The sequence below is a fragment of the Desulfomicrobium salsuginis genome (assembly GCF_054657795.1).
Genome location: NZ_BAAHYA010000002.1, coordinates 1,419,419 through 1,445,329, shown reverse-complemented (window position 1 = coordinate 1,445,329; position 25,911 = coordinate 1,419,419). Strand labels below are relative to the sequence as shown.

General features: G+C 64.4%; 23 protein-coding genes and 1 tRNA gene. 14 read left to right on the top strand and 10 right to left on the bottom strand.

From position 1 onward, the window contains the following. Positions 1-144: 144 nt before the first annotated feature. Both ACYQ3G_RS13630 and ACYQ3G_RS13625 read left to right on the top strand, forming a co-directional pair. Positions 145-447 (top strand): helix-turn-helix domain-containing protein, encoded by a 303-nt coding sequence (locus ACYQ3G_RS13630; protein ID WP_459826479.1) that lies wholly within the window; start codon positions 145-147, stop codon positions 445-447. Next, on the top strand, positions 444-1,676 hold the full coding sequence (locus ACYQ3G_RS13625) for a type II toxin-antitoxin system HipA family toxin (protein WP_459826477.1): 1,233 nt from the start codon (positions 444-446) through the stop codon (positions 1,674-1,676). Before ACYQ3G_RS13630 ends, ACYQ3G_RS13625 begins: the two co-directional genes overlap by 4 nt. Positions 1,677-1,775: 99 nt before the next feature. Here the strand turns inward: ACYQ3G_RS13625 and ACYQ3G_RS13620 are convergent, their stop codons facing one another. Both ACYQ3G_RS13620 and ACYQ3G_RS13615 read right to left on the bottom strand, forming a co-directional pair. Continuing rightward, a complete protein-coding gene (locus ACYQ3G_RS13620; protein WP_459826475.1) occupies positions 1,776-2,636 on the bottom strand; it encodes an SPFH domain-containing protein in 861 nt (286 codons plus the stop codon). Positions 2,637-2,653: 17 nt separating this feature from the next. After that, positions 2,654-3,106, bottom strand: a complete 453-nt coding sequence (locus ACYQ3G_RS13615) for an NfeD family protein (RefSeq protein WP_459826473.1) — start codon at positions 3,104-3,106, stop codon at positions 2,654-2,656. A 405-nt stretch (positions 3,107-3,511) separates the two neighbouring features. Between ACYQ3G_RS13615 and ACYQ3G_RS13610 the strand changes: the two genes are divergently transcribed. The 8 genes from ACYQ3G_RS13610 to ACYQ3G_RS13575 all read left to right on the top strand — a co-directional run bounded on the left by ACYQ3G_RS13610 (position 3,512) and on the right by ACYQ3G_RS13575 (position 10,664). After that, positions 3,512-4,297 (top strand): C1 family peptidase, encoded by a 786-nt coding sequence (locus ACYQ3G_RS13610; protein WP_459826471.1) that lies wholly within the window; start codon positions 3,512-3,514, stop codon positions 4,295-4,297. A gap of 76 nt (positions 4,298-4,373) precedes the next feature. Beyond that, positions 4,374-4,883, top strand: coding sequence for a hypothetical protein (locus tag ACYQ3G_RS13605; RefSeq protein ID WP_459826469.1), 510 nt, complete (start codon positions 4,374-4,376; stop codon positions 4,881-4,883). Positions 4,884-5,103: 220 nt separating this feature from the next. Continuing rightward, positions 5,104-5,871, top strand: a complete 768-nt coding sequence (locus ACYQ3G_RS13600) for an IclR family transcriptional regulator (RefSeq protein WP_459826467.1) — start codon at positions 5,104-5,106, stop codon at positions 5,869-5,871. Between the two features lie 174 nt (positions 5,872-6,045). Then, entirely contained in the window at positions 6,046-7,185 is a 1,140-nt protein-coding gene (locus ACYQ3G_RS13595) for an ABC transporter substrate-binding protein (RefSeq protein WP_028575908.1), read from the top strand. A 75-nt stretch (positions 7,186-7,260) separates the two neighbouring features. Continuing rightward, positions 7,261-8,154 (top strand): branched-chain amino acid ABC transporter permease, encoded by an 894-nt coding sequence (locus ACYQ3G_RS13590; RefSeq protein WP_028575909.1) that lies wholly within the window; start codon positions 7,261-7,263, stop codon positions 8,152-8,154. Further along, the gene (locus ACYQ3G_RS13585) at positions 8,154-9,191 is read left to right on the top strand and encodes a branched-chain amino acid ABC transporter permease (protein ID WP_459826464.1); all 1,038 of its coding nucleotides are present in this window, start codon (positions 8,154-8,156) and stop codon (positions 9,189-9,191) included. The genes ACYQ3G_RS13590 and ACYQ3G_RS13585 overlap by 1 nt, the downstream gene beginning before the upstream one ends. After that, positions 9,188-9,967: an ABC transporter ATP-binding protein gene (locus tag ACYQ3G_RS13580; RefSeq protein ID WP_459826462.1), complete on the top strand. Its 780-nt coding sequence runs from the start codon at positions 9,188-9,190 to the stop codon at positions 9,965-9,967. Before ACYQ3G_RS13585 ends, ACYQ3G_RS13580 begins: the two co-directional genes overlap by 4 nt. After that, entirely contained in the window at positions 9,960-10,664 is a 705-nt protein-coding gene (locus ACYQ3G_RS13575; protein ID WP_459826460.1) for an ABC transporter ATP-binding protein, read from the top strand. The genes ACYQ3G_RS13580 and ACYQ3G_RS13575 overlap by 8 nt, the downstream gene beginning before the upstream one ends. 226 nt (positions 10,665-10,890) lie before the next feature. Here the strand turns inward: ACYQ3G_RS13575 and ACYQ3G_RS13570 are convergent, their stop codons facing one another. The 3 genes from ACYQ3G_RS13570 to ACYQ3G_RS13560 all read right to left on the bottom strand — a co-directional run bounded on the left by ACYQ3G_RS13570 (position 10,891) and on the right by ACYQ3G_RS13560 (position 14,805). Then, complete coding sequence (locus ACYQ3G_RS13570; RefSeq protein WP_459826458.1) at positions 10,891-12,249, bottom strand: glycerate kinase type-2 family protein; 1,359 nt, start codon at positions 12,247-12,249, stop codon at positions 10,891-10,893. Between the two features lie 23 nt (positions 12,250-12,272). Continuing rightward, a complete protein-coding gene (locus ACYQ3G_RS13565) occupies positions 12,273-13,250 on the bottom strand; it encodes a 2-hydroxyacid dehydrogenase (protein ID WP_459826456.1) in 978 nt (325 codons plus the stop codon). Between the two features lie 79 nt (positions 13,251-13,329). Further along, the gene (locus ACYQ3G_RS13560; RefSeq protein WP_459826454.1) at positions 13,330-14,805 is read right to left on the bottom strand and encodes a DEAD/DEAH box helicase; all 1,476 of its coding nucleotides are present in this window, start codon (positions 14,803-14,805) and stop codon (positions 13,330-13,332) included. 310 nt (positions 14,806-15,115) lie between these two features. On the opposite strand from ACYQ3G_RS13560, the gene ACYQ3G_RS13555 reads away from it, so the two are divergent. From ACYQ3G_RS13555 to ACYQ3G_RS13545, 3 genes are all read left to right on the top strand, one after another. Then, positions 15,116-16,459 carry a hypothetical protein gene (locus tag ACYQ3G_RS13555; protein ID WP_459826452.1) on the top strand — a complete coding sequence of 448 codons (1,344 nt, stop codon included), beginning with the start codon at positions 15,116-15,118 and terminating at the stop codon, positions 16,457-16,459. A gap of 146 nt (positions 16,460-16,605) precedes the next feature. Beyond that, positions 16,606-16,681: transfer RNA gene (locus tag ACYQ3G_RS13550), tRNA-Lys, on the top strand. 256 nt (positions 16,682-16,937) lie between these two features. Further along, a complete protein-coding gene (locus ACYQ3G_RS13545; protein ID WP_459826450.1) occupies positions 16,938-18,335 on the top strand; it encodes a DEAD/DEAH box helicase in 1,398 nt (465 codons plus the stop codon). Positions 18,336-18,421: 86 nt separating this feature from the next. Here the strand turns inward: ACYQ3G_RS13545 and ACYQ3G_RS13540 are convergent, their stop codons facing one another. The 4 genes from ACYQ3G_RS13540 to ACYQ3G_RS13525 form a co-directional block, all read right to left on the bottom strand. Continuing rightward, a complete protein-coding gene (locus ACYQ3G_RS13540; RefSeq protein WP_459826448.1) occupies positions 18,422-19,360 on the bottom strand; it encodes a flagellar motor protein MotB in 939 nt (312 codons plus the stop codon). Positions 19,361-19,362: 2 nt separating this feature from the next. After that, positions 19,363-20,214, bottom strand: coding sequence for a flagellar motor stator protein MotA (gene motA / locus ACYQ3G_RS13535; RefSeq protein ID WP_459826445.1), 852 nt, complete (start codon positions 20,212-20,214; stop codon positions 19,363-19,365). A 160-nt stretch (positions 20,215-20,374) separates the two neighbouring features. Further along, positions 20,375-21,703, bottom strand: coding sequence for a tetratricopeptide repeat protein (locus ACYQ3G_RS13530; protein WP_459826443.1), 1,329 nt, complete (start codon positions 21,701-21,703; stop codon positions 20,375-20,377). A 102-nt stretch (positions 21,704-21,805) separates the two neighbouring features. Beyond that, complete coding sequence (locus ACYQ3G_RS13525) at positions 21,806-23,437, bottom strand: PAS domain S-box protein (protein WP_459826441.1); 1,632 nt, start codon at positions 23,435-23,437, stop codon at positions 21,806-21,808. A 148-nt stretch (positions 23,438-23,585) separates the two neighbouring features. Here ACYQ3G_RS13525 and ACYQ3G_RS13520 point away from each other — a divergent pair, with 148 nt between their 5' ends. Continuing rightward, positions 23,586-24,848, top strand: coding sequence for an OmpP1/FadL family transporter (locus tag ACYQ3G_RS13520; protein ID WP_459826439.1), 1,263 nt, complete (start codon positions 23,586-23,588; stop codon positions 24,846-24,848). 80 nt (positions 24,849-24,928) lie between these two features. On the opposite strand, the gene ACYQ3G_RS13515 is transcribed toward ACYQ3G_RS13520, so the two are convergent. Further along, the gene (locus ACYQ3G_RS13515; RefSeq protein WP_028575920.1) at positions 24,929-25,801 is read right to left on the bottom strand and encodes an HDOD domain-containing protein; all 873 of its coding nucleotides are present in this window, start codon (positions 25,799-25,801) and stop codon (positions 24,929-24,931) included. Positions 25,802-25,911: the final 110 nt, after the last annotated feature.

Below are 25,911 nucleotides of genomic sequence, written 5' to 3'. Positions count from 1 at the left end.
GGACGTCGTCCCGAACGGTACTCCGCATAGCGCGGGGAGGGCGCGTTGTCACTCTCTGCGGAGAGGCTCTGACGTGAATGGACAAAAGGCAAAATAAGATCTATTAATTGCAAAAAATATCATTAAAGGATCTTATTTTATCTCATGAATGTTTTTGCCCTGCACACTCCCGAAGACGTTGCCCGCCGACTGGCCGAACGGGTCAAGGCTCTGCGGCTGCGCCGAAACTGGAAACGCGCCACCCTGGCCGAACGGTCCGGCGTGAGCGAGGCGTCCGTGAAGCGGTTCGAGCGCACCGGGCATGTTTCCCTGGAAAATCTGCTGAAATTGGCCTTCACCCTGGACCGGCTGGAGGAACTGACCTCCCTGTTCGCCCCTGCCCCCGCCGCATCCATCGAGGAACTGGAATCCTTGCAGGAAAATGCACCCAAGCGGGGGCGAGTATGAACAAACTACGGGTCCTCTTGCAGTACACTCCCGAAGACAGGAGGCAGGTGGGCCAGTTGGCCGAAAGCCTGGGCCGCGTGTTCTTCGAGTACGATCCAGAGTTTTTGCGCGCGCCCCTATGGCTTTCGCCGTTCAAGCTGCCGCCCTTGCCCGGTCTGCACGAACACACGGACCGCGCCTTCGGCCCGCTGTTCGGCCTGTTCGATGATTCCCTGCCCGATGGCTGGGGGCTTCTGCTCATGGACCGCGCCTTCCGCCGTGCCGGTCGCGATCCCCACGAGGTCGGCATTCTGGAGCGCCTGGCCTACCTGGGCTCGGAAACCATGGGCGCGCTGGTCTATGAACCGGCCATGCCGCGCGAGGACGACCTGAACGAGAGCTTCGACCTGGGTCGCCTGGCACGGGAAGCGGTCCAGGTTCTGGACGGGGATGTGCAAAGCGCTCTGCCCCTGCTGCAACGGGCCGGAGGAAGCCCGGGCGGAGCACGGCCCAAGGTGCTGGTCGGCGTGCAGGGTGACAGGCTGATCTCTGGGCACGGGGAACTGCCCGAGGGATTTTCGCCTTGGATCATCAAGTTTCCGGCCCGGCAGGATGACCGGGACTCCGGCCCCATCGAGTTCGCCTATGCCCGCATGGCAGCCGCCGCAGGGCTCGTCATGCCGGAAACGCGCCTTTTCGAGGTCGGGAAGGAACGCTTTTTCGGCGTGCGGCGCTTTGACCGCCAGGAAGGCCGACGCGTTCACACGCACACCTTGGGCAACCTGATCCATTCCAACTTCCGCGTGCCCAGTTGCGATTATGCCGATTTTCTCAAGGTCGTGCGCATTCTGACCAAAAACCACCAGGATCTCCGTCAGGCTTTCCGGCGCATGGTTTTCAACGTCCTGACCCACAACCGGGACGATCACGTCAAGAACGTCTCTTTTTGCCTGGACGAGTCCGGAGACTGGCGGCTGGCGCCAGCCTATGACCTGACCTTTGCCCCCGGCCCGGGCGGAGAGCACTCCATGACCGTGCGAGGGGAGGGCAAGGCGCCGGGCAGACGCGAGATGTGGGCCGTGGGCCAAGGCGAGGGCCTCAGGGACAAGGACATGGCCGCCATGTACGAAGAGGTCCGGGCAGCGGTGGAACAGTGGCCTGTCCTGGCGGATGAAGCCGGGGTGTCGGGAGGAAGCGTGGGCAAGCTGCGAGCCGTCTTCGCACGCATGCCGGCGATGTGCGGTCGTTAGCCTGCATGCCTTGTGCGGACTGAAGGGGGGATGGAAATTTCAAGATGCGCGGCCGGGGGATGCCGGCCGCGCAGTTTCGGCAAGAGGAGGGGGCTTCGGCTATTTGCCCAGCGTCCCCATGATGCCGCGCACGGCTGCCGGCAGGTCGGCGGGGAGGATGACGATCTTGGCGTTGTCCGTCTCGCCCATCTTGCGCATGGCGTCGACGTAGCGCTGGCCCAGCAGGAAGACCAGGGGCAGTTCGCCGCTCTGGGCGGCTTCGGCCACCTTGGTGATGGCACTCCTGTCGGCCTCGGCCAGGACGATCTTGGCTTCGGCGTCGCGGCGGGAGGCTTCCAGACGTCCGTCGGCCTGCAGGATGGCCGCGGTCTTGTCGCCCTCGGCCCGGGTCACGGTGGCGCGGCGGGCGCGCTCGGCCGAGGCCTGCTCCTCCATGGCCCGCTGCATGGTCTGGGACGGGTTGATGTCCTGAATCTCCACGGTCTTGAGCATGATGCCCCAGTCGGAGATGTCGTCGGAGATGGCCTCCTTGAGCTTGGATTTGATCATGTCGCGCGAGGCCAGGGCATCGTCCAGGTCCATCTCGCCCACGATGGAGCGCAGGGAGGTCTGGACCAGGGTCTGGATGGCGACGCGGTAGTCCTCCACGCCGTAGACCGCCTTCTCGGGCGAGACGATGTTGATGTAGGCCACGGCGTTGGTGATGATGACGGCGTTGTCGCGGGTGATGACGTCCTGGGACGGGATGTCCAGGACGATGTCCTTGGTGGTCACCTTGAAGGCCACGGTGTCCATGTAGGGGATGATGATGTTCAGGCCCGGGGCCAGGGTGGTGTGGTACTTGCCCAGACGCTGGACCACGTACTTGTACCCCTGGGGCACGAGGCGCACGCCCATGGCGATGGTCACGATGACGAGCACGAGCAGGAAAAGGACAACGGTCAGACCTGGGGTCAGCATGGGGGTATCTCCTTGGTTTACTTGTTTTTCGTGGCAACGATCAGCGTGTTGCCCGAAACGTCGCGGATCTGGACGCGATCGCCGACGCGGACGGGTTCGTCGCAGATGAAGGACCATTCATCGGAGCCCAGCAGGGGCTTGGAGAAGCGCACGGTACCGCGCCGGTCGCCCTCGGGTTCCCGGATGACCTGGCCGGTTTCGCCCAGCAGGGCCTCGCGGGACATGCCGGCGCGGGTCTTGTCGGTCATGCGCGGTTTCATGACCAGGAACCAGAAGGCCGTCAGCAGGGCTGAAAACAGCGCCCAGAGCAGAAGCTGGGCCGTCAGCCCCAGGGCCGGGACGACCCACAGGAGCCCCCCGACGGCCAGGGCGCCCAGACCGAACCAGAAGATGGTGAAACTCGGGACGAAGAGCTCGGCAATGATGAGAATCATGCCGAAAACAAGCCAATGCCAGTACTGAAGGTCCATGGTTTCTCCTGTGTGGAGTGATTGTTCGTCGCCTGCTGTGTCTAGCTATCAGGGTCGGGCACGTAAATCCAGGAGCGCTTCGCCGCCGTTCTCCCGGCTGGGGCGCCCGACTTTCCCGTCCCCCGGTCGAAGGCCTTCCCGTCCGATGCGGATGACCGGCCCGTACGGCTCGTTTCCGCTCGTACACGTCTTGGTAGTCACTCCTTTTCGGTTCGCAATCCCGGCGGATGGGTGTCGTGGCCGTGTTCGCCCTGCGTGCGCATCCCACACGGACACAACTCTCCAGCTGCTGGAAATTATGTAAAGTATGTAGTGTCTGCAATTTCAATATACAAGTGTCCTCGGATTCACTTTCCGCGCTCAACTTCATATTCTTAATAAGAAAATGATACGAAGGAGGGAACCGTGGCTGAATTCAGAACGCGTATTCTCAACTGCACGCCATCCCGGAACACGGCATCGGATTGGACTTTCGAGGACGCCGCGGCAGCGGACCTGACGGACATGGAGCAGCCCCTGCCCGAATCCAGGGACCTGCGTGAACCGCTGTGGTGGGAGGTGGACGATCAGGGCGAGACGGGGTCCTGCGTCGGGTGGGCGGCGGCCAATTCCGTGCTCAGATGGCATTTCGTCAAGGCGGGCCTGCTGCCCGATTTCGAGAGGCTTTCAGCCCGGTATCTCTGGATGGCTGCCAAAGAGGTCGACGAGTACACGTCCTTCCCGACCACGTTCATCGAGATTGCCGGGACCAGCATCAAGACGGCCCTGGACATCGTCCGCAAGTTCGGCGCGGTGCCCGAGTCCGTTCTGCCGTTCGGCGAGGCGTCCCTCTTTCAGGGCCGTCCTAACTCCTTCTACGCTCTGGCCGCACGTTTCAAGATATCCAGCTATTTTTCCCTGGGCACGGACCCGCGCAAGTGGAGGGAGTGGATCGCCTTCAACGGGCCCATCCTGACCCGTCTGAACGTTGACGATACGTGGTACCGTGCCACGGAGAACAAGGGAAGGCTCGAAGCCTACCGGGCCGATACGGCGGGCGGCGGGCATGCTGTGGCCCTCGTCGGCTACGACCGCGAGGGTTTCGTCGTCCGCAACACCTGGGGCGAGAGATGGGGCGACCACGGCTTCGGCTACGCTTCCGACGCCTATGCGCGGGAGGCGTTCACGGAACTCTACGGCGTGGTCATGTGAGGCGTCTTGCCGTCCGGCATGTTCGCGCCTGACAGGACCGGGTTGAGCCGGATACGTGAAACGAACGGAGGTGTGCATGTTGTCCGCACCCGACGCGGCCTATGCGCGACTGCTTGACGTCAGCGGCGCGCTGGCGCTGCTCGTCGCCCTGGCCTTGCTCCTGGAGCGCGCCCTGGCGCTCGTGTTCGAATACCACTGGTTCCGCAAGGCTTCCGAGCGGATAGAGGGCCTCAAGAGTCCCATCGCCTTTCTGGTCGCCTGGTACACGTGCCGGCACGTCGACTTCGATGTGCTGTCACGCTTGTTTCCCGCTTCCGACGGGTCGATCCAGCCGACCCAGGTCGGCATTCTGATCACCGCCGCGGTGGTCGCCGGCGGAAGCGCGGCGGCCATCACGTTGTTCCAGGGTGTCCTGCACTTCGGCCGCGACGCCCGCGTAGGCCTGATCGAGGCCAACAGGGCCAGAACAGAGGCGGACTTGGCCGAGGCAAGATCGCGCAGGGAGAGGGCGGATACCGATTCGGCCCGCGCCCTGGCCGAGAGAGCGCAGGTTGAGGCGGGTGCGGTCAACGCGATGCGAACGTAGCGCCGCAAAAACCGCGCTTTCATTCCATGCCGTCTTGCCGCCTTGAGAAGCCGTCGAATATCCAGCCCTACCAACGGTCGTGAGTTCATATTGACAATCGGCCTTTTTTTTTACTACCCGTTTCGCGATACAAATTATGAGTTCGCTCAGCGGAACGAGTCGTCCGTTATCCAGCTGGGTCCATTCTTTCAGCGTATTTGCGGCGTCAAACGGGAAATCCATGGCAGGCAAGGACAACAGTTCCGAAACATTGGCCAAGGGCCTCTGGATCCTCGATATTTTCGGCGATGACGACGTCGGTTACACCCTTTCCCAGATCTCCCGCCGCACCGGCATCAACAAGACTTCCATATACAGATACGTCAACACGTTCTGCGAGCTGGGCTTCCTGAAGCGCGACGACCGCACGGGCCTCTACCGTCTGGGCGTGCGCATGCTGGCCCTGGCCCACGCCATGCTCGAAAAGAGCGAGTTGGAGCGCGCCGTCAAGACCCAGGTCGACGCCGCCCACGAGCGTCACGGCGTGCACATCGACGTGGGCATCCTGTCCGGCGACGCCATCTACCTCATCTACCGCCGCGAGTCCCAGGACACCAAGGCCTTCCGCTCCTTCAGCTACGGCTCGGAGCCCTATTACCTGGCGGCGGGCAAGGCGGCCATGGCCTTCATGGATCCGGGCGATCTCGCCGCCCTCGTGGGTCGGCTGGAGCTTTCGCCCAAGACCGACAAGACCGTCACATCTCCTGAGGCGCTGCTGGCCGACCTGCGCGAGTCCGCCGAGCGCGGCTACACGCGCAACCGGGAGGAGTTCGTGCCTGGGCTCATCGCCATCGGCGCCCCCCTGTACAGCCTGCGCACGGGCAAGGTGGTGGGCGGGGTCAGCTTCGACTCCTCCACGGACCGCTATTCCATGGAGGAGTTCGAGAAACGTTTCGCCGGCTACCTTGTGGAACTGGCAAAGAAGATTTCCGCAGTGGTGTCCTGGTAGGAAAAGGATTATTGCTGCGCAGGAACCCTGAGGGGTTCGTCCGGATGGGGAGAAAAGGGGCCGGAGCGTTGTGCTTCCGTTCCCATGGCAGACTCGCAGTGTCCGGCGCCGCTGAGGTGCCGGTACCACCCCGCGAGGTATGTCGGATTTCAACATTCACTGGAGGAGTTTGAGATGAAAAGACTTGTAGTCCTGTCTCTGGTTCTGGCCATGGTCTGCGGCTTTGCCGGCATGTCCCTGGCTGCCGACGACACCGTCCGCATCGGCGTGTTTCTTCCCCTGACCGGCCAGAACGCCTTCGGCGGCCAGCTGGAACTGGAAGGCGTGCAGATGGCCCACAAGGAAATGGGCGAGATCATGGGCAAGAAGGTCGAGCTGTTCGTCGTTGACAACAAGTCCGACAAGGTCGAGTCCGCCAACGCGGTCAAGCGCCTGATCGAAAAGGAGAAGGTCCAGGCCATCATCGGCACCTACGGCTCCTCCCTGGCCATGGCCGGCGGTGAAGTGTCCGAAAAGGCCGGCATCCCCCAGGTCGGCACCAGCTGCACCAATCCCCTGGTCACCCAGGGCAAGAAGTACATCTTCCGCGTGTGCTTCATCGATCCCTTCCAGGGCGCCGGCGCAGCCACCTACGCCTTCAAGGACCTGGGCGCCAAGAAGGCCGCCCTGCTGATCGACGTGGCCAACGACTACTCCGTGGGCCTGGCCAACTTTTTCAAGAAGTCCTTCAACAAGATGGGCGGCGAGATCGTGGCCACCCTGAACTACCAGTCCGGCGACCAGGATTTCACTGCCCAGCTGCAGGAAATCATGTCCAAGGAACCTGACGTCCTGTTCATCCCCTCCTACTTCGCCGAAGGCGCCATCATCATGAAGCAGGCCAAGGAACTGGGCTCCAAGTTCAAGATCATGGGTGGCGACGCCATGGACAACCCCGAAATCACCGCCATCGGCGGCGACGCCGTGGAAGGCTTCATGCACACGACCTTCCCCTACGATCCGTCCATGCCCGACATGAACCCCGTGGCCAAGAAGTTCACGGCCGACTGGTCCAAGGCCAACCCCGGCAAGGACCCTAACGTCAACGCCGCCCTGGGCTATGACGCCTACATGATCATCATGGACGCCATCAAGCGCGCCGGCTCCGCCGAGCCCCAGGCCATCACCGACGCCCTGGCCGCCACCAAGGGCTTCGTCGGCGTGACGGGCACCACCACCATCAACGAGACCCACGACGCCGAAAAGCCCGTCGGTCTGGTCATGATCAAGGGTGGCAAGAAGACCTACGTCGGCAGCATCACCCCCGAACTCTAATCCTCTGATTTCGCGCCTCGGGCGCGGCGGCGGCAGGGGCCTGGGCCCCTGCCGCCCATCAGAAAAGGACCTTCCATGAACCTGGCAACATTCATCCAGCATTTCCTGAACAGCCTGACCCTCGGCAGTCTGTATGCGCTCATCGCCATCGGCTACACCATGGTCTACGGCATCCTGCGGCTGATCAACTTCGCCCACAGCGAAATCTTCATGCTCGGTGCCTATCTCGTGTTCTGGGGCATCACGCTTTTTCACCTGCCCTGGCCTGTGGCCATGGTCGCATCCATCATCCTGGTCGCGGGGATCGGCATCCTGGTGGACCGCATCGCCTACCGCCCGCTGCGCGACGCGCCCCGCATCTCGGCACTGATCAGCGCCATCGGCGTGTCCTTTTTTCTGCAGAACGTGGCCATCGTCTTCTTCCAGGCCATCCCGCGGCAGGTCTACCGTCCTGCCTGGCTGGAGAACCCCATGCTCTGGGGCGACGTGCGCGTCCTGCCCCTGACCCTCTTCGTGCCGCTGCTCTCGCTCTTCCTCATGCTGGCCCTGGTCTACATCGTGTACCACACCAAGGCGGGGCTGGGCATGCGCGCCATCAGCAAGGACATCGAGACGAGCTACCTCATGGGCGTGTCCGTGAACAAGGTCATAGCCCTGACGTTCGGCATCGGCTCGGCCCTGGCCGCGGCAAGCGGCATCATGTGGGCCCTGCGGTACCCGCAGCTGCAGCCCATCATGGGCGCCATCCCCGGCTTCAAGGCCTTCATCGCGGCCGTGTTCGGTGGCATCGGCTCCATCCAGGGCGCGGTCATCGGCGGCGTGGCCCTGGGCTTCATCGAAATCATGACCGTGGCATTTTTCCCTGATCTGGCAGGATACCGCGACGCCTTCGCCTTTGTCCTGCTGATCGGCATCCTGCTGGTCAAACCGACCGGCCTGCTGGGCGTCAAGACGGAGGACAAGGTCTGATGAACCGCTCTACGACAATACTGCTCAACCTCGTCCTGATCGGCTGCCTGGGGCTTTTCCTGTGGTGGGCCGAGGGGAATCTGGACGGCTACAAGATCCAGATCCTGAACCTCATCGCCGTGAACATCATCCTGGCCCTGTCCCTGAACCTCATCTACGGCTTCACGGGCATGTTCAGCCTCGGGCATGCCGGCTTCATGGCCATCGGCGCCTACGTCTGCTCCATCCTCATCATGACGCCGGAGCAGAAGGAGACGCTCTTCATCCTGCAGGAGGCCCTGCCCTGGGTGCAGAACTCCCACGCGCCGTTCCTGATGGCGGTGATCGCCGGCGGGGTCGTGGCGGCCCTCTTCGGGCTGGTCATCGGCGCGCCGCTGCTGCGCCTGGGTGACGACTATCTGGGCATAGCCACCCTTGGCTTCGCCGAGATCGTGCGCGTCATCGCCAACAACATCCCGCGCGTGACCAACGGCGCGCTGGGTTTCAAGGGCATCCCCGACCACGCCAACCTTTGGTGGAACTACGGATGGTGCCTGCTGACCCTCTACTTCGTGATCCGCATCCTGAACAGCAACACAGGCAACGTCTTCAAGGCCATCCGCGACGACGAGACCGCGGCCAAGGCCATGGGCATCAACGTGTTCAAGATCAAGCTCCTGTCCTTCACCTTCGGCGCGTTCTTCGCCGGGGTGGGCGGGGCGCTGTTGGCCAGTCTTCTGACCACCATCGATCCCAAGATGTTCCTCTTCACCTTGACCTTCAACGTGCTCATGATCGTCGTCACCGGCGGCCTGGGTTCCATCACCGGTTCCATCCTGGCCGGCACGGGCATCACCGTCATGCTGGAGTGGCTGCGCTTCGTGGAGAACCCCGTGACCATCGGCGACTGGACCCTGCCCGGCATTCCCGGCATGCGCATGGTCGTCTTCTCCCTGGTGCTCATCCTCGTCATCCTCTTCCGCCGCGAAGGGATCATGGGCATGCGCGAAATCCACTGGGGCACCGTGGCCCGGCTCATCAAGGGAGGCAAGGCATGAGCATGATTCTCGAAACCAAGGGACTGACCATGCGCTTCGGCGGCCTGGTCGCCGTCTCGGACTTCAGCGCGAGCATCCCCCAGGGCAGCATCACGGGCCTCATCGGCCCCAACGGCGCCGGCAAGACGACCTGCTTCAACATGGTCACGGGCTTCTACAAGCCCACCGAAGGGCAGGTCTTCTTCGAGGGCAAGGAACTGACCGGCATGTCGCCGCATCAGGTCTGCCGCGCGGGCATCGCGCGCACCTTCCAGAACATCCGCCTCTTCGGCAACGAAACGGCCATCGAGAACGTCATGATCGGCAGCTTCGTGCGCCAGCGCACGGGGTGGATCCAGTCGGTGCTCATGACGCCCATGTCCCTGCGCGAGGAGCGCGAGATCCGCGACAGGTCCATGGAACTGCTCGACGTCGTCGGCCTGGCCGGCATCGCCCAGGAGAAGGCCAACAGCCTGCCCTACGGCGCCCAGCGCCGCCTGGAGATCGCCCGCGCCCTGGCCACGAAGCCGCGCTTCCTGCTGCTGGATGAGCCCGCCGCGGGCATGAACCCCCAGGAGTCCCTGGAACTGATGGATTTCATCCGTACCATCCGCACCCGCTTCGATCTGACGATCCTTTTGATCGAGCACGACATGAAGGTCGTCATGGGCGTGTGCGAGCACATGTGGGTCCTCGACTACGGCGTGACCATCGCCGAGGGCGGGCCCGAAGCCATCCAGTCCAACCCCAAGGTCATCGAGGCCTATCTGGGTGAGGAGTACGTGAAATATGCTTAAGATCAGCGACCTGCATGTATATTACGGGGGCATTCACGCCCTGAAGGGCATCTCCCTGGAGGCGCCCAAGGGCAAGGTCGTGACCCTCATCGGCGCCAACGGCGCGGGCAAGAGCAGCACCCTGCGGGCCATCTCGGGCCTCATCAAGAACAAGAAGGGCAGAATCACCTACAACGACCGAGACATCACGACGCTCGACCCGGTGGAGATCGTCAAGAGCGGCATCGTCATGTCCCCGGAAGGCCGGCGCATCTTCCCGCACCTCTCGGTGACCGAGAACCTGTACCTGGGCGCCTACAGCCGCAGCGACAAGGACGGCATCGAGAAGGACAAGGAGTGGGTCTTCGACCTCTTCCCGCGCATGCGCGAACGCCAGAACCAGAAGGGCGGCACCCTGTCGGGCGGCGAACAGCAGATGCTGGCCGTGGCCAGGGCGCTCATGAGCTCGCCCGACGTGGTCATGCTCGACGAGCCGTCCCTGGGCCTGGCGCCGCTCTTGGTCAAGGACGTCTTCGAGATCATCAAGGTCATCAACGCCCAGGGCAAGACGGTACTTCTGGTCGAACAGAACGCCTTCGCCGCCCTGAAGGTGGCGCACTACGCTTACGTTCTGGAGACCGGCAGCATCGTGCTGCAGGGCACGGGCGAGGAACTCCTGAACGACGAGCGGGTCATCCACGCTTATCTGGGCGGATGACGGCGGGAGAGAGCTGGAAAGAAAAAAGGCAGGCCCGAGGGGGCCTGCCTTTTTTTGTGAGAGGGGGCTGGGGCTGGGTGGACTGAATGGACGAGATGGACTTTATGGACGAACACGGACTTTCACGGACAGGCACGGACCATGAGAGTGGCGTGCCTTTTGTCCGTATCAGTCCGTGTCAGTCCATCTGGTCCATAAAGTCCATCTCGTCCTCTCGTCCATCCCCCTAAGGCACCAGCAGCACCTTGATATCACACACATTCGTATTCGTCGGCCCGGTCTTCAGCAGCTGCCCCAGCTGTTCGAAGTAGTGGTAGGCGTCGTTGTCGGCCAGGAAATGGGACGGTTCCAGGCCCAGGTCGCGGCCGTGTTCCAGGATGGCCGGGGAGGCGAAGGCGCCGGTGGCGTCGGTGGGGCCGTCGCTGCCGTCGGTGGAGGCGGCCAGGAAGACAGCGGCGCCTGCGTCCTTGGGCGAGCGGGCGTAGGCCGCCAGGTAGGCCAGGGCCATTTCCTGGTTGCGGCCGCCCTTGCCGCCGCCGCGCAGGGTGACGGTGGTTTCGCCGCCGGCGATGACGCAGGCCGGGCGCTCCACGGGCAGTCCGTGGGCGGTGATGTCCTTGGCGATGCCCAGGAAGAGGTGGGCCATTTCTCTCGCCTCGCCGGTCAGGTGCGACGTCAGGAGCAGGGTATTGTAGCCGAGCTTGCGGGCCATCTCGCGGGCGGCCAGCAGGGCCTGGTGGTTGGTGCCGATGAGCACGGTGCGCGAGTTGGCGAAGGCCGGGTCGTCGGCCTTGGGCGTGTCCGCGATGACGCCCAGGGCGACGTCGCGCAGCAGGGATTCGGCTGCGGGCGGGAGCTTGCCCGCCAGGCCGTAGCGTTCGATGATGCCGTTTGCCTCGGAGCAGGTGGTCCCGTCGGGCACGGTCAGGCCGCTGGCGATGGCGTCAAGGTCGTCGCCGATGACGTCGGACAGGATGAGGCTCAGGAACTCGGCCCGCGCCAGGGCCCGGGCCAGGCGTCCACCCTTGATGTTCGAGAGCTTCTTGCGCACGCAGTTGATCTCCTGGATGGTCGCGCCGCAGGCCAGCAGGGACTTGGTCACGGCCTGCTTGTCCTCCAGGGTCAGGCTGCGGCCGTTTTCGCTCCAGGGGGCGGCGAGGATGGCCGAGCCCCCGCCCGAGACGAGGACGAAGACGAGGTCGCCGGGCTCGGCGGTGCGGGCCAGGTCCAGGACCGATTCGGCCGCGGCGGCGCTGCGCTCGTCGGGCACGGGGTGGGAGGCCTCCACGAGGCGGATGCGGTCCAGGAGTTCGAGGTGGCCTTCCTTTACGGCCACGATGCCGTCGGCGATGCGCTCGCCCAGAAGCCTTTCGAGCCCCAGGGCCATGCGGGCCGAGGCCTTGCCCGCGCCGAGGACGAGGATGCGCCGGTAGCGGGCAAGGTCGTACTCGAAGGATTGCGATTCCGTGGCGACGCGCAGGGTGTCTCCGTCCAGGGACAGCACGCGCTCCATCATCTTCAGGGGGTCGACGCGGTCGAGGCCGGCGCGGAAGATCCGCTCGGCGTGGAGAAGGGGATCGGTCATGGCGGTATTCTCCCTGGCCTGCGTCACTTCAGGACCTCCGGGTTCAGGATGGTCGGTGGTCTGGTCCCGGCGAGCATGGCCTCGATGTTCTCGGCCGCCAGCAGTGCCATGTTGTCGCGGGTCGAGTGCGTGGCCGAGCCGATGTGGGGCAGCAGGACGGTGTTGGGGCAGTCCTTGAGCCCCTCGGCCATGCGCGGTTCCATTTCATACACGTCGAGGCCCGCGCCGCCGATTTCCCCGGCGTGCAAGGCGGCCACGAGGTCGTCCTCCCTGATCACGGGGCCGCGGCCGGTGTTGATGAGGATGGCCCTGTTCTTCATCCGGCGGAAGGCGTCGGCGTTGAAGAGGTGGCGCGTGGACGGCCGCAGGGGGGTGTGGATGGAGATGAAGTCAGATTCGCGCAGAAGTTCGTCGAACTCCACCCTGCGGGCGCCGAGGTCGCGCTCCAGTTCCTCGTTGCGGCTCGACGAGCTGGTGTAGAGGACGCGCATGTTAAAGCCCGCGGACATGCGAGCCATGGCCGTGCCGATGCGCCCCGCGCCGACGATTCCGAGCGTCCGGCCGCTGACGTCGGCGCCGATGAACTGCAGGGGCCCCCAGCCCGTCCAGGCGCCCGAGCGCATGACGGCGTCGGTCTCGACAACGCGGCGGGCCACGGCGAAGAGCAGGGCCCAGGCCAGCTCGGCCGTGGCCATGGTCAGGACGTCGGGGGTGTTGGACACGGGGATGCCGCGGCGCGTGGCCTCGGCCACGTCGATGTTGTCGTAGCCCACGGCGTAGTTCGCGTAGCCCTTGAGGTTCGGCGCGGCGTCGAAGAAGGCCGCGTCGATCCTGTCGGTCAGGAGGCCGATGACGGCGTCGGCGTCGGCGATACCGCGGTGCAGCTCCTCCGTGGTAAGGGGCCGGTCATCAGGGTTGACGACGACCTCGAAGCTGGCGCGGAGCCGGGTCAGTCCGGCCTCGGGTATGCGGCGGGTGACGAAGATTCTGGGGCGACTCATGTCGGTTCCTCCTGGTTGCGTGGTTGCTGCCGACCGTGGCGAGAGGCCGGCAGCGGAGCGCGCGGCGTCGCGGGACAGGTCAGCGTCCCGTCCTGCCGCGGCCTGGCTTTGCCGGTTTTGCCGGACGGGAAGCGGGGCGGGCGGGTTTCCCGCCAGTGCCGCCGGCCTTGGGCTTGCCGCCGCGTTCGTCGCTGCGTCCGACCTTGGGGCTGCGGACCTTGCCCCCGACGGTGTCGCCGGGTTTTCCGGACCTGCCGGAATCGGATTTCGTGCGCGTTGGGCCATCACCTGCGGGCTTGGGCCCTTTGCCGCGGACCGGCAGCTTCGCGCCCTTCTTGTCGGCCACCAGGGCCTTGATGGCCTTGGGCGCCTTTTTCTCGCTGACCGGGTTGCCGGGGCGGTAGAGCACGCCGTCGGGGATGTCGCTGTCCTGGGTGTAGCCCTTGACCGCCTCCACCGGGATCTTGCGGCCCAGGGCCTTTTCGATGGCCGCCAGCAGGTCGTGCTCCTCGGGACAGACCAGGGACACGGCCACGCCGCTGTGCCCGGCCCGGCCCGTGCGGCCGATGCGGTGGATGTACTCCTCGGGGAAGCCGGGCATGTCGTAGTTGACCACCAGCGGGAGGTTCGAGATGTCCAGGCCGCGGGCCGCCACGTCCGTGGCCACGAGGACGTGGATCTCGCCGGCCTTGAACTCCTCCAGGGTACGCTTGCGCAGGGATTGGCTCTTGCTGCCGTGCAGGGCCGCGACGTTCACGCCGTGGGCCGCGATCTTGTCGGTCAGCCGGTTGGCCCAGGTGCGGGTGCGGGCGAAGACCAGGATGCGGTTCCCCTTTTGCCTGTCGATGAGATGGAGGAGCAGCGGGAGCTTGTTGTCGCGTTCCACGAAATGGATTTTCTGGGTCACGGCCTCGGCCGTGATGACCTCGGGGGTGATCTCCACGTTCTCCGGGTTCTTCAGCATGCGCGCGGCCAGGGTCCTGATCTGCGGCGAGTAGGTGGCCGAGAAGAGCATGGTCCGGCGGTCTTCGGGCAGGAGTTCGAGAATCTGGCCGATCTCGCGGGAAAAGCCCAGGTCGAGCATGCGGTCGGCTTCGTCGAAGACGAGGAACTCGATGAGCGCCAGGTTGAGGAAGCCCTGTTCCGCCAGGTCCAGCAGGCGGCCGGGCGTGGCCACGAGGATGTCGATGCCGCGCTGCAGGCGTTCGATCTGCGGTTCGATGCGTACGCCGCCGAAGGCCACGGTGCACCGTAGACCGACCTTGCGCGCGTAGGCCTTGATGCTTTCGCCGACCTGCAGGGCCAGTTCGCGGGTGGGTGTGAGGACCAGGGCGCGGGGGTGGTGGCCGTTGCCGTGGCTGCCGCTCAGGACTTCGACGATGGGCAGGGCGAAGGCGTCGGTCTTGCCCGTGCCGGTCTGGGCCCTGGCCAGGATGTCGCGTCCGCCGAGGATGACGGGGATGGCCCTGGCCTGGATTTCGGTGGGGGCCTCATAGCCCTTCTTGCTGACGGCCTTGAGCAGTTCGGGGCGCAGGCCGAGATGGTCGAATGACATGTGGGTATCCTGAAAATGTTCTTGGGTATGTTCCGTATGGGGCGAATCGGTTCGATGATGGCCCGTGTCCATGACGCACGGGCCGCAAGCATGACGTCGTTCAGGTTTATTGTATAGACGGTAACCGGCCGGGTGTCCACCGCGGCACCCGGTTGCGCCCGGAATCTGCGGGCAGGCGAGGCGAGCGCCCGGCCTGATGCGTGTTTACCGCGCATTGTTTCGACAGATGCCCGCAGTGAGGCGTGGCCTGGTTGCGCTTGGCTTGATGGGGAAAATATGTTTCACAAGGAAAAACGATTCTGAGGGCGGCATGGCACCGGAGCATCATTTCACACTGGCGACATTCATCGGCAACAACGGCAGGATATGCATCCTCTGCCGCGAGATGGGTATCCGCAAGTCCATTACCGGCATCACGGCGGAACTCGGGCTGACCCCGCTCGTCCACATCGCCTCGGATGATTTCAGGGAACCCAAAGTTCAGAAGAGTTTCCTGAGCTTCCTGGCGGATGCCAGGGAACTGCTGCTGATCATGGACTTCAACAACGAAAACAGCCCGTCCTATTTCCATCTGCTCGACACCCTCTACGACCAGTACCGGGAGCGCCTCAAGGTCGTGGCCATCGTCGACAAGGCCTACCAGGGGCTCATCAGCCTGCTCTACGCCCGCGGGGCAAGGGCCGTGCTGGTCAAGCCGTTCATGCCCAAGGATCTCAAGGCCAGGGTCGTGTCCGTGTTCGCCGAACCGACGGTTCTGGAGCGGCTGGTCGAAGCCGGGCGCGAGTGCCTGGAGAAGGGCGAACTGGCCAGGGCGCAGGCCATCTGCCGGAAAATCGAGGCCGAATACGAGCATACGCACCAATCCCTGCTGTATTGCGGAGACGTTCAGCTTGCGCTGGGCGAACACAGGAACGCCGGGCGGTACTACATTCGTGGCTTCAGGGACGAGCAGTTGAGCTTCCAGGCCTACGCCAGCCTGGCCAAGCTCTGCGCGGCGACCAAGAGGACCCGGGGAGAGATTTTCTGGCTCAAGAAGTTCGCGCAGATCAACACCCTCGACTACACGAATTTCATCAGGATCGGCGAGTTGTGCCTTGCACAGAACAGGGGGGAGGAAGCCAGGGAGTTCTTCGCCAAGTCCATCAGCGCGGCGCGCAAGATCACGTCCGAGGAGCGTACGTCCGGCGTGATTTTCGAGATCGCCAACACATGCGTCGACAACGAGTCCCTCGACATGTCCAGGGAGTATGCGACGCTTTTGCTGCGCAACGGCAACGTGGACAAGACGCTCCTGAGCGAAGTCGCCTATTTCCGGATGAACAGGCTGGGCGACCCGGACGGGGCGTGCGGCATCTATTCGCTCCTGGCGGTGCGCGAGGAGAAGCGGGGCGCCAAGATGGACGTCGGGTTCTGGTCGACGGCCCTGTACAACGCCGCCATCTGTCACCACACGGCATACGGGGACCGGAAAATGATCAGGCAGAGGCACACGTCCAAGCGGGCAAGCGACTACATTCTCGAAATCTTGAGCGTCAATCCAGATTTCGGCAAGGACGACCCGGTCGTCTCCGCAAACATCACGGCCATCGCCACCAACCCGCTGCAGCAGAACATCCCCCTGGCCACGCTGTTGGTCAAGCTGGGGCGCGCGTAGTCGGGAATCGAGAAGCCGCCCGCAGTCGAAGCGCCCCGAGACGACGGGATCCGGCCGGATGCGGGCACGAGAAAATTTATTGCGGGGATGCATTTTTTCGTTTGACAATCCAGCCCCTCCTGTCTACTTAGGCCTTCCGTTTGCGCGGGCCAATAGCTCAATTGGTAGAGCATCTGACTCTTAATCAGCAGGTTCAAGGTTCGATTCCTTGTTGGCCCACCACGAAAGATCAGGCTGCATCGGTTACGGTGCAGCCTTTTTTCTTGCCCGGCCGCGATTTTCTTTGCAATTCGCCCCCGGTGCGCTTATGGGTCACATCTCTCGCGTGTGCAGACTTGCGCCTTGAAGCCCTGCGGAACATTTCCGCCTGCGGCCCGTCATCGTCTCGTCTTGGAGATTATTCCGTCCATCCGGTACGCCCGGCCTTCGATTGCTCATCACGCCAGTCGTCGATTTTCCTCCAACCACAGGATCTTTTGTGGATTTTTCCTCTTTTTCCCTCGACCGGCGTCTGCACGCCGGCATCCGTGACTGCGGCTATGTTTCTCCTACCCCCATCCAGGTTCAGGCCATCCCATCGGTGCTCGAGGGCCGCGACGTCCTCGGCCTGGCCCAGACCGGCACCGGCAAGACGGCGGCCTTCGCCCTGCCTCTGCTGCAGCGCATGATCGAGGCTTCGGTCCCGCAACGCGGCCCGGTGCGCGTTCTCGTTCTGGCCCCGACCCGCGAACTGGCTCTGCAGATTCACGAGACGTTCATCGCCCTGGGCAAGCAGACGGGCATCCGCAGCGCCGCGGTCTTCGGAGGGGTGGGCGAGACGCCCCAGATCAAGGCGGCCTCCCAGTCCAGCATCCTGGTGGCCTGCCCCGGGCGTCTGCTCGACCTGCTGAACCGCGGCCTCATCGACCTGTCCCACGTGGACGCACTGGTCCTGGACGAGGCCGACCGCATGTTCGACATGGGCTTCCTGCCCGATCTGCGCCGCATCATGGCCAAGCTGCCGGCCAAGCGCCAGAACCTGCTCTTTTCCGCCACCATGCCCCCTGAGATCCGCAAGATCGCCGACCAGATCCTGGTGCAGCCCGCCGTGGTGCAGGTGGCCAACACGGCCCCGCCGGAAAAGATCCGGCACAGCGTCTATCCCGTCCAGCCAGCCCAGAAGATGGCCCTGCTTGAGGCCTATCTCGGCGCGGAGAACTACGACTGCGTGCTTGTCTTCACCCGAACCAAGCACCGCGCCAAGAGCCTGGCCCGCAAGCTCGACCAGAAGGGCATGGCGGCCACCTCGCTGCAGGGCAACCTGTCCCAGAACCGTCGCCAGGAGGCCCTGGACGGCTTCCGCGCCGGCCGCTACCGCATCATGGTCGCCACGGACATCGCGGCCCGCGGCATCGACTGCACCCGCGTGACGCACGTGGTCAACTTCGACGTGCCCGACACGGCGGAGAACTACACCCACCGCATCGGGCGGACCGGCCGCGCCGACAGAAGCGGCCAGGCCGTGACGCTGGTTTCGCCCGAGGATGAAATCCAGATTCGGGCCATCGAGCGCATTCTGGGCGAGCGGTTGCCGCGGGTGCAGCTGGACGGATTCGCCTACGACCGTTCCGCCGCGGGCAGCGACTCCTCCTTCGAAGAGCCCAGGCCGCCGCGCACTCCGCGCCGCAATCCGTCCTCGTCGCCGCGGCAGGGTGCGCCAGCCGGCAGATCCTCCCGTCCGGCACCTGCCGGGCGCGACGCCGGCGTCAGGGCCGATCGCCCGGCTGCTTCGGGCCGTCGCCAGTCGGCGGAACGCTCCGATGCGTCAGGCCGGACCGCTCCGCAGCCCCGCCCCGCTTCTTCGCGCCGCGGAGTTTTCGGACTCGGCGCATCCTGATCCGCACCCGACTGAATGAAATGAGAAACCCCCGGCAGCAGTTCGCTGTCGGGGGTTTTGCACTTTTTGGGGTATGGATTTTCCGCCTATCGTCTGGGCAGGACCAGGCCTTCCGTGGTGTTGTCCTGCAGCGGCGCGACCTTGAAGAGCTGCCTGCCGCCGTTGGCGGGGGGCTGGGGCAGGGGGTTGAGCTTCATGGGGTCGGGCGGCCGGCCGCTGGCGTTCTGCGCGTCGGCGGGCGTCTGGGTCGGGTCGTTGAAAAGCAGGATGCTGACGCGCCGGTTGCGAGGGTCCTCGGGGTTATCCCTGATCAGGGGCTGGGTGGCGGCGTAGCCGGCCACGCGGACCATGCGCTTGGGGTCGATGCCGTACTCCTGCAGGATGAGTCTGGCCGAAGAGGCTCTGTCCGTGGAGAGTTCCCAGTTGGTGTAGCGTGAATTCGGCCCGCCCAGGGGTTTGGCGTCGGTGTGGCCCTCGACTGCGACATGGTTGGGCATGTCGCGCACGGTCTCGGCGATGACCTTGAGCACCTCGCGGGCGTCTCCGGTCAGTTGGGAGCTGGCCGACTCGAAGAAGGGGTTCCCTTCGCCGTAGAGCATCTGGATGCGTACGCCATTGTCGAAGGTGTCGACGATGAGCTCATCCTTGTATTCCTTCAGTTTTTCCTCGATGGCCTTGGCCATGGCCTCCTTGAGGATTTCCTCCTGGGACTTGCCTTCGCTGTACATGCCCACCGTCCCTTCCATCATGATGGGGACCAGGCGTTCGGTCTCGCTCGAACTCTTGCCGCCGGCGCCCATGGTCATGGACGGCGGCGGGCCGTCGAAGACGGAGAACTCCTTGAAATAAATGGAGAGCTGCTCCTTCTTTTCCTCGCTGACGTTGTTCAGAAGCCACATGAGCAGGAAGAAGGCCATCATGGCCGTGACCAGGTCGGCGTAGGCGATCTTCCAGGCGCCTCCGTGGTGACCGCCGTGACCGCCTTTCTTGACCTTCTTGATGATGACCGCTTTTTTCTCGGCCATGGCTACTTCTTGCGCACGGCGCTTTCGAGTTCTTCAAAGGTGGGGCGGGCCGAGCTGGGCACGGCCCGGCGGGCGGCCTCCAGGGCCAGGGCCGGAGCCCAGCCGAGGGCGAAGGACATGATGGCGGTCTTGGCCACATTGAGGAGCGTGTGCTGGTCGCGGACCTGGTGCTCGACGTTGGTGGCGAAGGGCGCGACGAATCCGTAGGCCATCAGGATGCCGAAGAACGTGCCGACCAGGGCCGCGCCGATGTGCGCGCCCAGGACCTCCGGCGGTTCGCTCAGGGCCCCCATGGTGATGACGACGCCCAGGACGCAGGCCACGATGCCCAGGGCAGGCATGGAGTCGGCGAGCTTGTTGATGGAGCCGGACGCGATCATCTCCTCTTCGTGGTGGGCCTCCATGTCGATGTCCATGATGGATTCGAATTCATGGGGCTCCATGCCGGCCATGGCGTAGGTCTTCACGTTGTCGCAGATGAAGTCGAGGACGTGGTGGTTTTTGACGACAAAGGGGTAGGGCGTGAAGATGCTGCTTTCCTTGGGCTTGTTGGCGTGGCTTTCCAGGGCGATGATGCCTTCGTGCTTGGCCAGGGTCAGCAGGTCGTAGAGCGCCCGCAGCAGCTGGAGATATTCGTCCTTGCCCGGGGATTTGGCCTTGAAGGCGCTGGCGAAGCCCTTCAGCGTGAGCTTGATGACCTTTATGGGCGACGCGACGAGGAAGGTGCCGATGGCGGCACCGAGAATGATGACGAATTCCGCGGGCTGCCACAGGACGCTGAAGTTTCCGTGCGCCATGATGTAGCCGCCCGCAACGCATCCCATGACAACCACAAGGCCTATGATCGCAAACATTGAGGTTTGACCTGCCCCTCTCTTTGAAGTGTAGCGTGATGGCGGTCAGCGGGGTTGCCCGCTGTCGCCTGCCGACTTGAAAAATCTACCGAAAAAAAAGCCTGACGTCTAACGCCGGATGCCGGGCGCAGAGGCGCGGTCCGGTTCCCTCTCACAAGGCTCAGGGCAACCTGGACCGTATGGCCTGGGCCTGCTGTGAGTACCTGGCCGCCTCGTCCTCGCGGCCCGCGTCGGTCATGGTCATGGCCAGGCTTTCCAGGGTCAGGGCCACGGAAAGGTCCTCGGGGCCGAAGAGAGCCTGTCGAACTTCCAGGGCGCGCAGGAGGGCGCCCTCGGCGCGCTGCAGGTTGCCGAGGCGGCGATTGACCACGCCGAGATTGAACAGGAGCTGGGCTACGTCGGGATGCTGCGGGCCGAGACTCGCCTCGCTGATGCCCAGGGCCCGGTCGTAGAGCGCGTCGGCTTCGGCGAAGCGTCCCCGCGCATACTCCAGGGAGGCCAGGTTGCCAAGGGATATGGCGATGTCGATGTGATCCTGCGGCAGGGAGGCCTCGCGCAGGCTCAGGGCGCGTTCGTAGGCCTCCTGCGCCTCGGTCAGGCGATCCTGGGCGCGCAGGACGTTGCCGAGGGTGGTCAGGGGCACGGCCGTGCGCACATTGTCGGCGCCGTAGGCCTTGGAGGCGATGTCGACCGCACGCCGCGCCGGCGCTTCGGCTCCCGCCGCATCGCCCTGGGCCGTGAGCACTTCGGCGAGGTTGGTCAGGGTGTTGACCAGCCAGGGGTGCCCGGGTCCCAGTGCCTTCTCCTTGATGGCCAGGGAGCGCTCCAGGAGCAGCCTGGCCTGGTCGGTGCGCCTGCGGGCCTGCTCGATGCCGGCCAGGTTGTCGAGGTTTCGCGCCACTTGCGGGTCTTCAGGTCCGAGGAGGCGTTCACGGATGGCCAGGGACCGGCGGAGCATGTTCTCGGCTTCGCCCAGCAGGTTCTTGCGGAAGTAGAGTTCCCCGAGGTTGTTGAGCAACTCTGCCAGGTCCTTGTCTTCGGCGCCGAACCGCTTCTCGCGGATGTTCAGGGCCCGGATGAACATCTCCTCGGCCTCGGCGGCCCGGTCCTTGGCGACCAGGAGTTCGCCGAGGTTTCCAAGGGTGGTGGCAACCTCGGGGTGTTCGGGGCCGAGGACCTTCTCCCGCATGGCCAGGGAGCGGCGCAGCGGTGATTCGGCCTCGTCGTACCTGCCCAGGGCGGCGTAGGCCACGCCCAGGTTGTTGAGGGACGTGGCCATGTCGGCGTTGTCGCGCGGCGTGAAGCCCTGGGCCAGATCGATCTCGCGCAGGGCCACGGCCAGGGCCTGGTCGAAATCGCCGCGGGCGTGGAGTTCGATGTAGGTCCTGTTCAGGGCCAGCCATTCGTCCTGGGCGGCGGTGGAAGGCGCCTGCCGCGCCGCGCAGCCGATGGCAAGCAGAAGGAAAAGGAATATGGTCAGTCGCTTCATGAAGTTGCGCTCCCTGGGTTCAGATTCAAAGTCGCGATACTATCCATCTCCCTCGCCGAGCACAACAGCTCCCATGAGGCCGTGGCCGCGGGATTTTCGACTTCAGCATGGAAGGGCCTGGGTCCCGCAGACAAGCCAGTCGATGGACCGGCCCGTGCGCAGCCCCGTGTCGATGAGCCAGTCCGGCGGGATGCGTCCGCTCTTGCGGGCGTTGGAGATGGCTGCGGCCGAGACGTTCAGGAAGGACGCCAGCTCCCGGTCCGTGCGCGCGCCAGAGGCCTGCCGCAGTCGCTCGATGACCATCGGGGCCGTGCGCAGGCCCACCTGTCCGGAGATGTCCCGCACCACGGCGTACATGCGAGGCTCGCCGTAGAACGTGTCGTTGAACACGAGGCGGGTCAGAACCGTGGAGTACTCGCCAGCCTGGTTGCGGATGCGGCATTCCAGATGCTGCTCGCGGTGTTCGCGCAGGGCGTTGTGCATGGCCTGGCGGACCTTGGGCAGGTCCTCGGCGTGGAGCAGGTCCAGCACGGGGCGCATGTCCAGGGTGTAGGCGTCGAAGGCCTCGGGCCGTCCGAAGATCGACGGGTTCAGGGTCTGGGCCGAACGGCGCAGGATGCGGCCCTGGTCGTCGGTGACCACGACCACGTCACCCTCGCCGCCGCGCAGTTGCTCCATGAAGGCGTTCTCCTGCAGGACCTTGGCCGAGATGTCCTGGGCGATGCCCAGCAGCCCGATGACCTCCTGGCGGTCGTCGTCGAAAATGGGCCGGCGGATGACCCGGTACCAGACCCGCGGGTCCGTCAGGTGGGGCACGGCCGGGTGGAGGAGCTCCTGCTTCTCCTCGAAGACCTTGATGGCCGCCTCGATGGGGAAGCGGGCCTGGCGCGGTTCCAGGAAATCGTACTCCGTGCGGTCGATGACGTCGTGGCGGGCGCGGCCGTAGGCCTGCAGGTAGGCCTGGTTGGCGGCCACGATGCGCAGGTCCCGGCCGCAGACCCAGGCCAGGTCGGGCAGGGCGTCGACGATGCGCGTGAACTCGCTGGCCAGCTTGGACGAGAACGGGAAGGGCCGCTCCTGGAAGTAGCCGCTGTAGGCGCGGATGCGGCCTTCGGCGTCGCGGATGGCCTCGGCACTGTACCACAGGGTCAGGGGCGAGCCGTCCTTGCGGCGCAGGGTTACGGCGCCGTTCTCCACTTCGCTGCGTTCGTTGAGCTGGTTGACGATGCGCCGGCGCGAGGCGGCGGTGTAGTAGAACTGCCGCGCCGGGCGGCCGACCAGTTCGTCGCGCGAATAGCCGCAGACGGCGCACAGGGCCGGGCTTGCGGCCTGGATGATGCCGCTGGGCAGGACCGTGAAGCCCATCTCCCGGCCCGGCCCCGTGGACCTGAAGGTTCCCCAGGCCAGGATCGTGATGCCGTCGCTGGTTGGAACGGCCGCGCACTTCCAGTTCACGTGGCGCGTGCCCGCACCGTCGGGCAGGACCACGCGCAGACGGAATTCCCGCACCGGCGGGCGGTCGTCGCCAGGGGCTTCACGTTCCCGGCCGCGGACCATGGATCGAAGCTCCTCCGTGATGTTCCCGGGCGCAAGGGCGCCGAGCGGGGTGTTGCCCATTTCCCGCAGGGTGCTGTTGGCGTAGAGCACGTCGCCGTCCTGATTCATGACCAGGGCCGGGTCCGGCATGCTTTCCAGACGGGGCGCATAGAACGCGACGAGATCGGAGCTGTTCATGGATTCACCGGGAATGAACGGGTTGGGGTGGTATTCATGAAATATGAATAATTTTTATGGTGTGATTCATTGACGTTTTATCTTTGCCTGCTACAGTCCCCGGGCCCTGTCAACTTCGACCGGGAAAATCACAAGAGGGGGAGAAGAGATGCGCAGATGGATCGTGGGCTTGGCGTTGGCGCTCATGCCGTTGCAGGCATGGGCGGCGGGATACGGAATCTACGAATGGAGCGCCAGGGGCAACGCCCTTGGCGGGGCCATGGTGGCCAGGGACGCCGACCCGTCGGCCGTGGCCTACAACCCGGCGGCCATCACGGACCTGCCTGGCGACCAGTTCCAGCTCGGCTTCACGGCCGTGGCCCCTTCGGGAACCATGGACGTCCATCAGGACGGCCTTGAAAGCATGGACTTCGAGGATCACGTCTGGCCCTTGCCGACCATGTATTACACTAGGCAGCTCTCGGACAACTACTGGTTCGGCATGGGCATGTTCTCGCGCGTGGGCCTGGGCACGGACTACGAAGACCCCGACACCTGGGCCGGCCGCTACAGCTGCTCCTACGCGGCCATCAAGTCCGTGAGTTTCACGCCCAACCTGGCCATGAAGTTCTCCGACGCCTTCTCCCTGGCCGTGGGCGTGGACATGACCTATCTGGATTTTGGGTATGACATGACTTCGGACGTATACCCGCCCCGCTCGTATAACCCGGCAACGAACACGGGGGATATCAAGCAGGAAATCTCGGCCGATGGATGGGGATATGGCATGAGCCTGGCGGCCCGCTACCGCCCCTATGATTGGCTTGCTTTCGGCATCCTGTGGCGTAGCGAGATCCAGCTCACGGTCGATGGGGAGGCCGAATTCAGTCAGAAGGGCGCCGTCCCTCTCGCTACGGCGCATCTCAAGGACTCTATTGGCGTTTCCGGTACCGAGCCCGTGCCCGAGTCCGTGACCATGGGCGTCATGGTTAAGCCCGTGGACCGTCTGAGCCTGGAGTTCGACGCCGTGTGGACGAACTGGAGCGCCTACAAGGAACTGGTCATTGAGTATGACGAGATCCTGGGCGACGTCTCCGCCCCCAAGAACTGGAGCAATGTCTGGCGCTTCGAATTCGGCGCCGAATACGCCCTGACGGATACCGTGGACCTGCGCGCCGGCTACGTCTACGACCAGTCCCCGGTCAACGACGACTACGAGGACTTCGCCGTGCCCTGCACGGACCGCCAGATCGTGACCCTGGGCGCGGGCTGGACCTTTCAGGACGCCTGGACTGTGGACGTGTCCTACGGCTACCTGTGGATGAAGGACCGCGATTACGAGCCGAGGACGCCCCGGGAAGGCATCGTGGACCTGGCCCGCGAGGACTCCCACGCCCACATGGCCGGCCTGAGCCTGACCTATCGGTTCTAACCCTCTTTCCAAGCCGGAAAAACACGAAGGCCGCCGCATCCTCATCGGACGCGGCGGCCTTTTGCTGCTGCAATCCGCGATCAGGAAAACATCTGCACGATCCTGCCCATCTGTTCTTTGACGTCCAGGGCGAGCTTCTGCAGGTCGACGTGGCCGAGATCGAAGACGTTGCCTTGGAGCCAGTAACCCTCCGGGGCGCTGGGCAGGGCCGCGTAGCCCCATTCCTGGGCGAGGTGGCGGGCATGGCGCAGCAGGGAGTGGAGCGTGCGCGTGTCTTTGTCCAGGGCCGGGTCGGGCAGGTTGTAGGTGGCGATCACTTCCGGGACGAAGTCCGGGAACGCCCAGCGTTTGACCAGCTCCGCGCCGAGTTCGAAGTGGTCGAAGCCGTCGAAAAGCTCCCGCTCCCGCTCGTATATCTCGGGCAAGGGACGGGTCATGTCCTCGCGGATGAATCTGGCGAAGGCCGTGTATCTGTTGATGATCAGCACGGGGATGCCGATGACGTGCATGAGCCCCAGGGGGTAGATGAGGGTCACCATCTCGACGGGCAGGGCCGCGACCTGCGGGCATTCCGGAACGAGCCGCTGCATGGTCAGGGAAACGGCCAGGTTCTGGGCCCAGATGTTCCGCAGGAGCTTGTTGATGTCGGCGTTGTCCGAGCGGAAGGCGGACTCCAGGACCACGTGGAAGACGATGCGCCGGATCTCCTTCAGGCCCAGCCGGTTGATGGCCACGCGCAGATCGATGATCTCCGAGACGCCGCAGAAGAGGGGTGAGTTCGCGCAGGCCAGGACGGAGCCGAAGAGGGCCGGGTCCAGCTCTATGGTGCGGGCGATGGCATCCATGTCGGGATCCGCAGCGTTCAAAAGCTTCATGAGTTCCATCCCGACGTTCTTGATGCCGGGGATGTTGAAATCGATCTGTGCGAGTCTTCTGACCGAATGCGCATGCATGGCTGTTTCCGGGGTTCAGGTTGAAGTTTGCCGTATAGCGATACAATTTCAGCGTGCATGCATCAAGCTCCCAGGCAGGCTGAACATAAAGTTCGACCCCGCCGCGTACC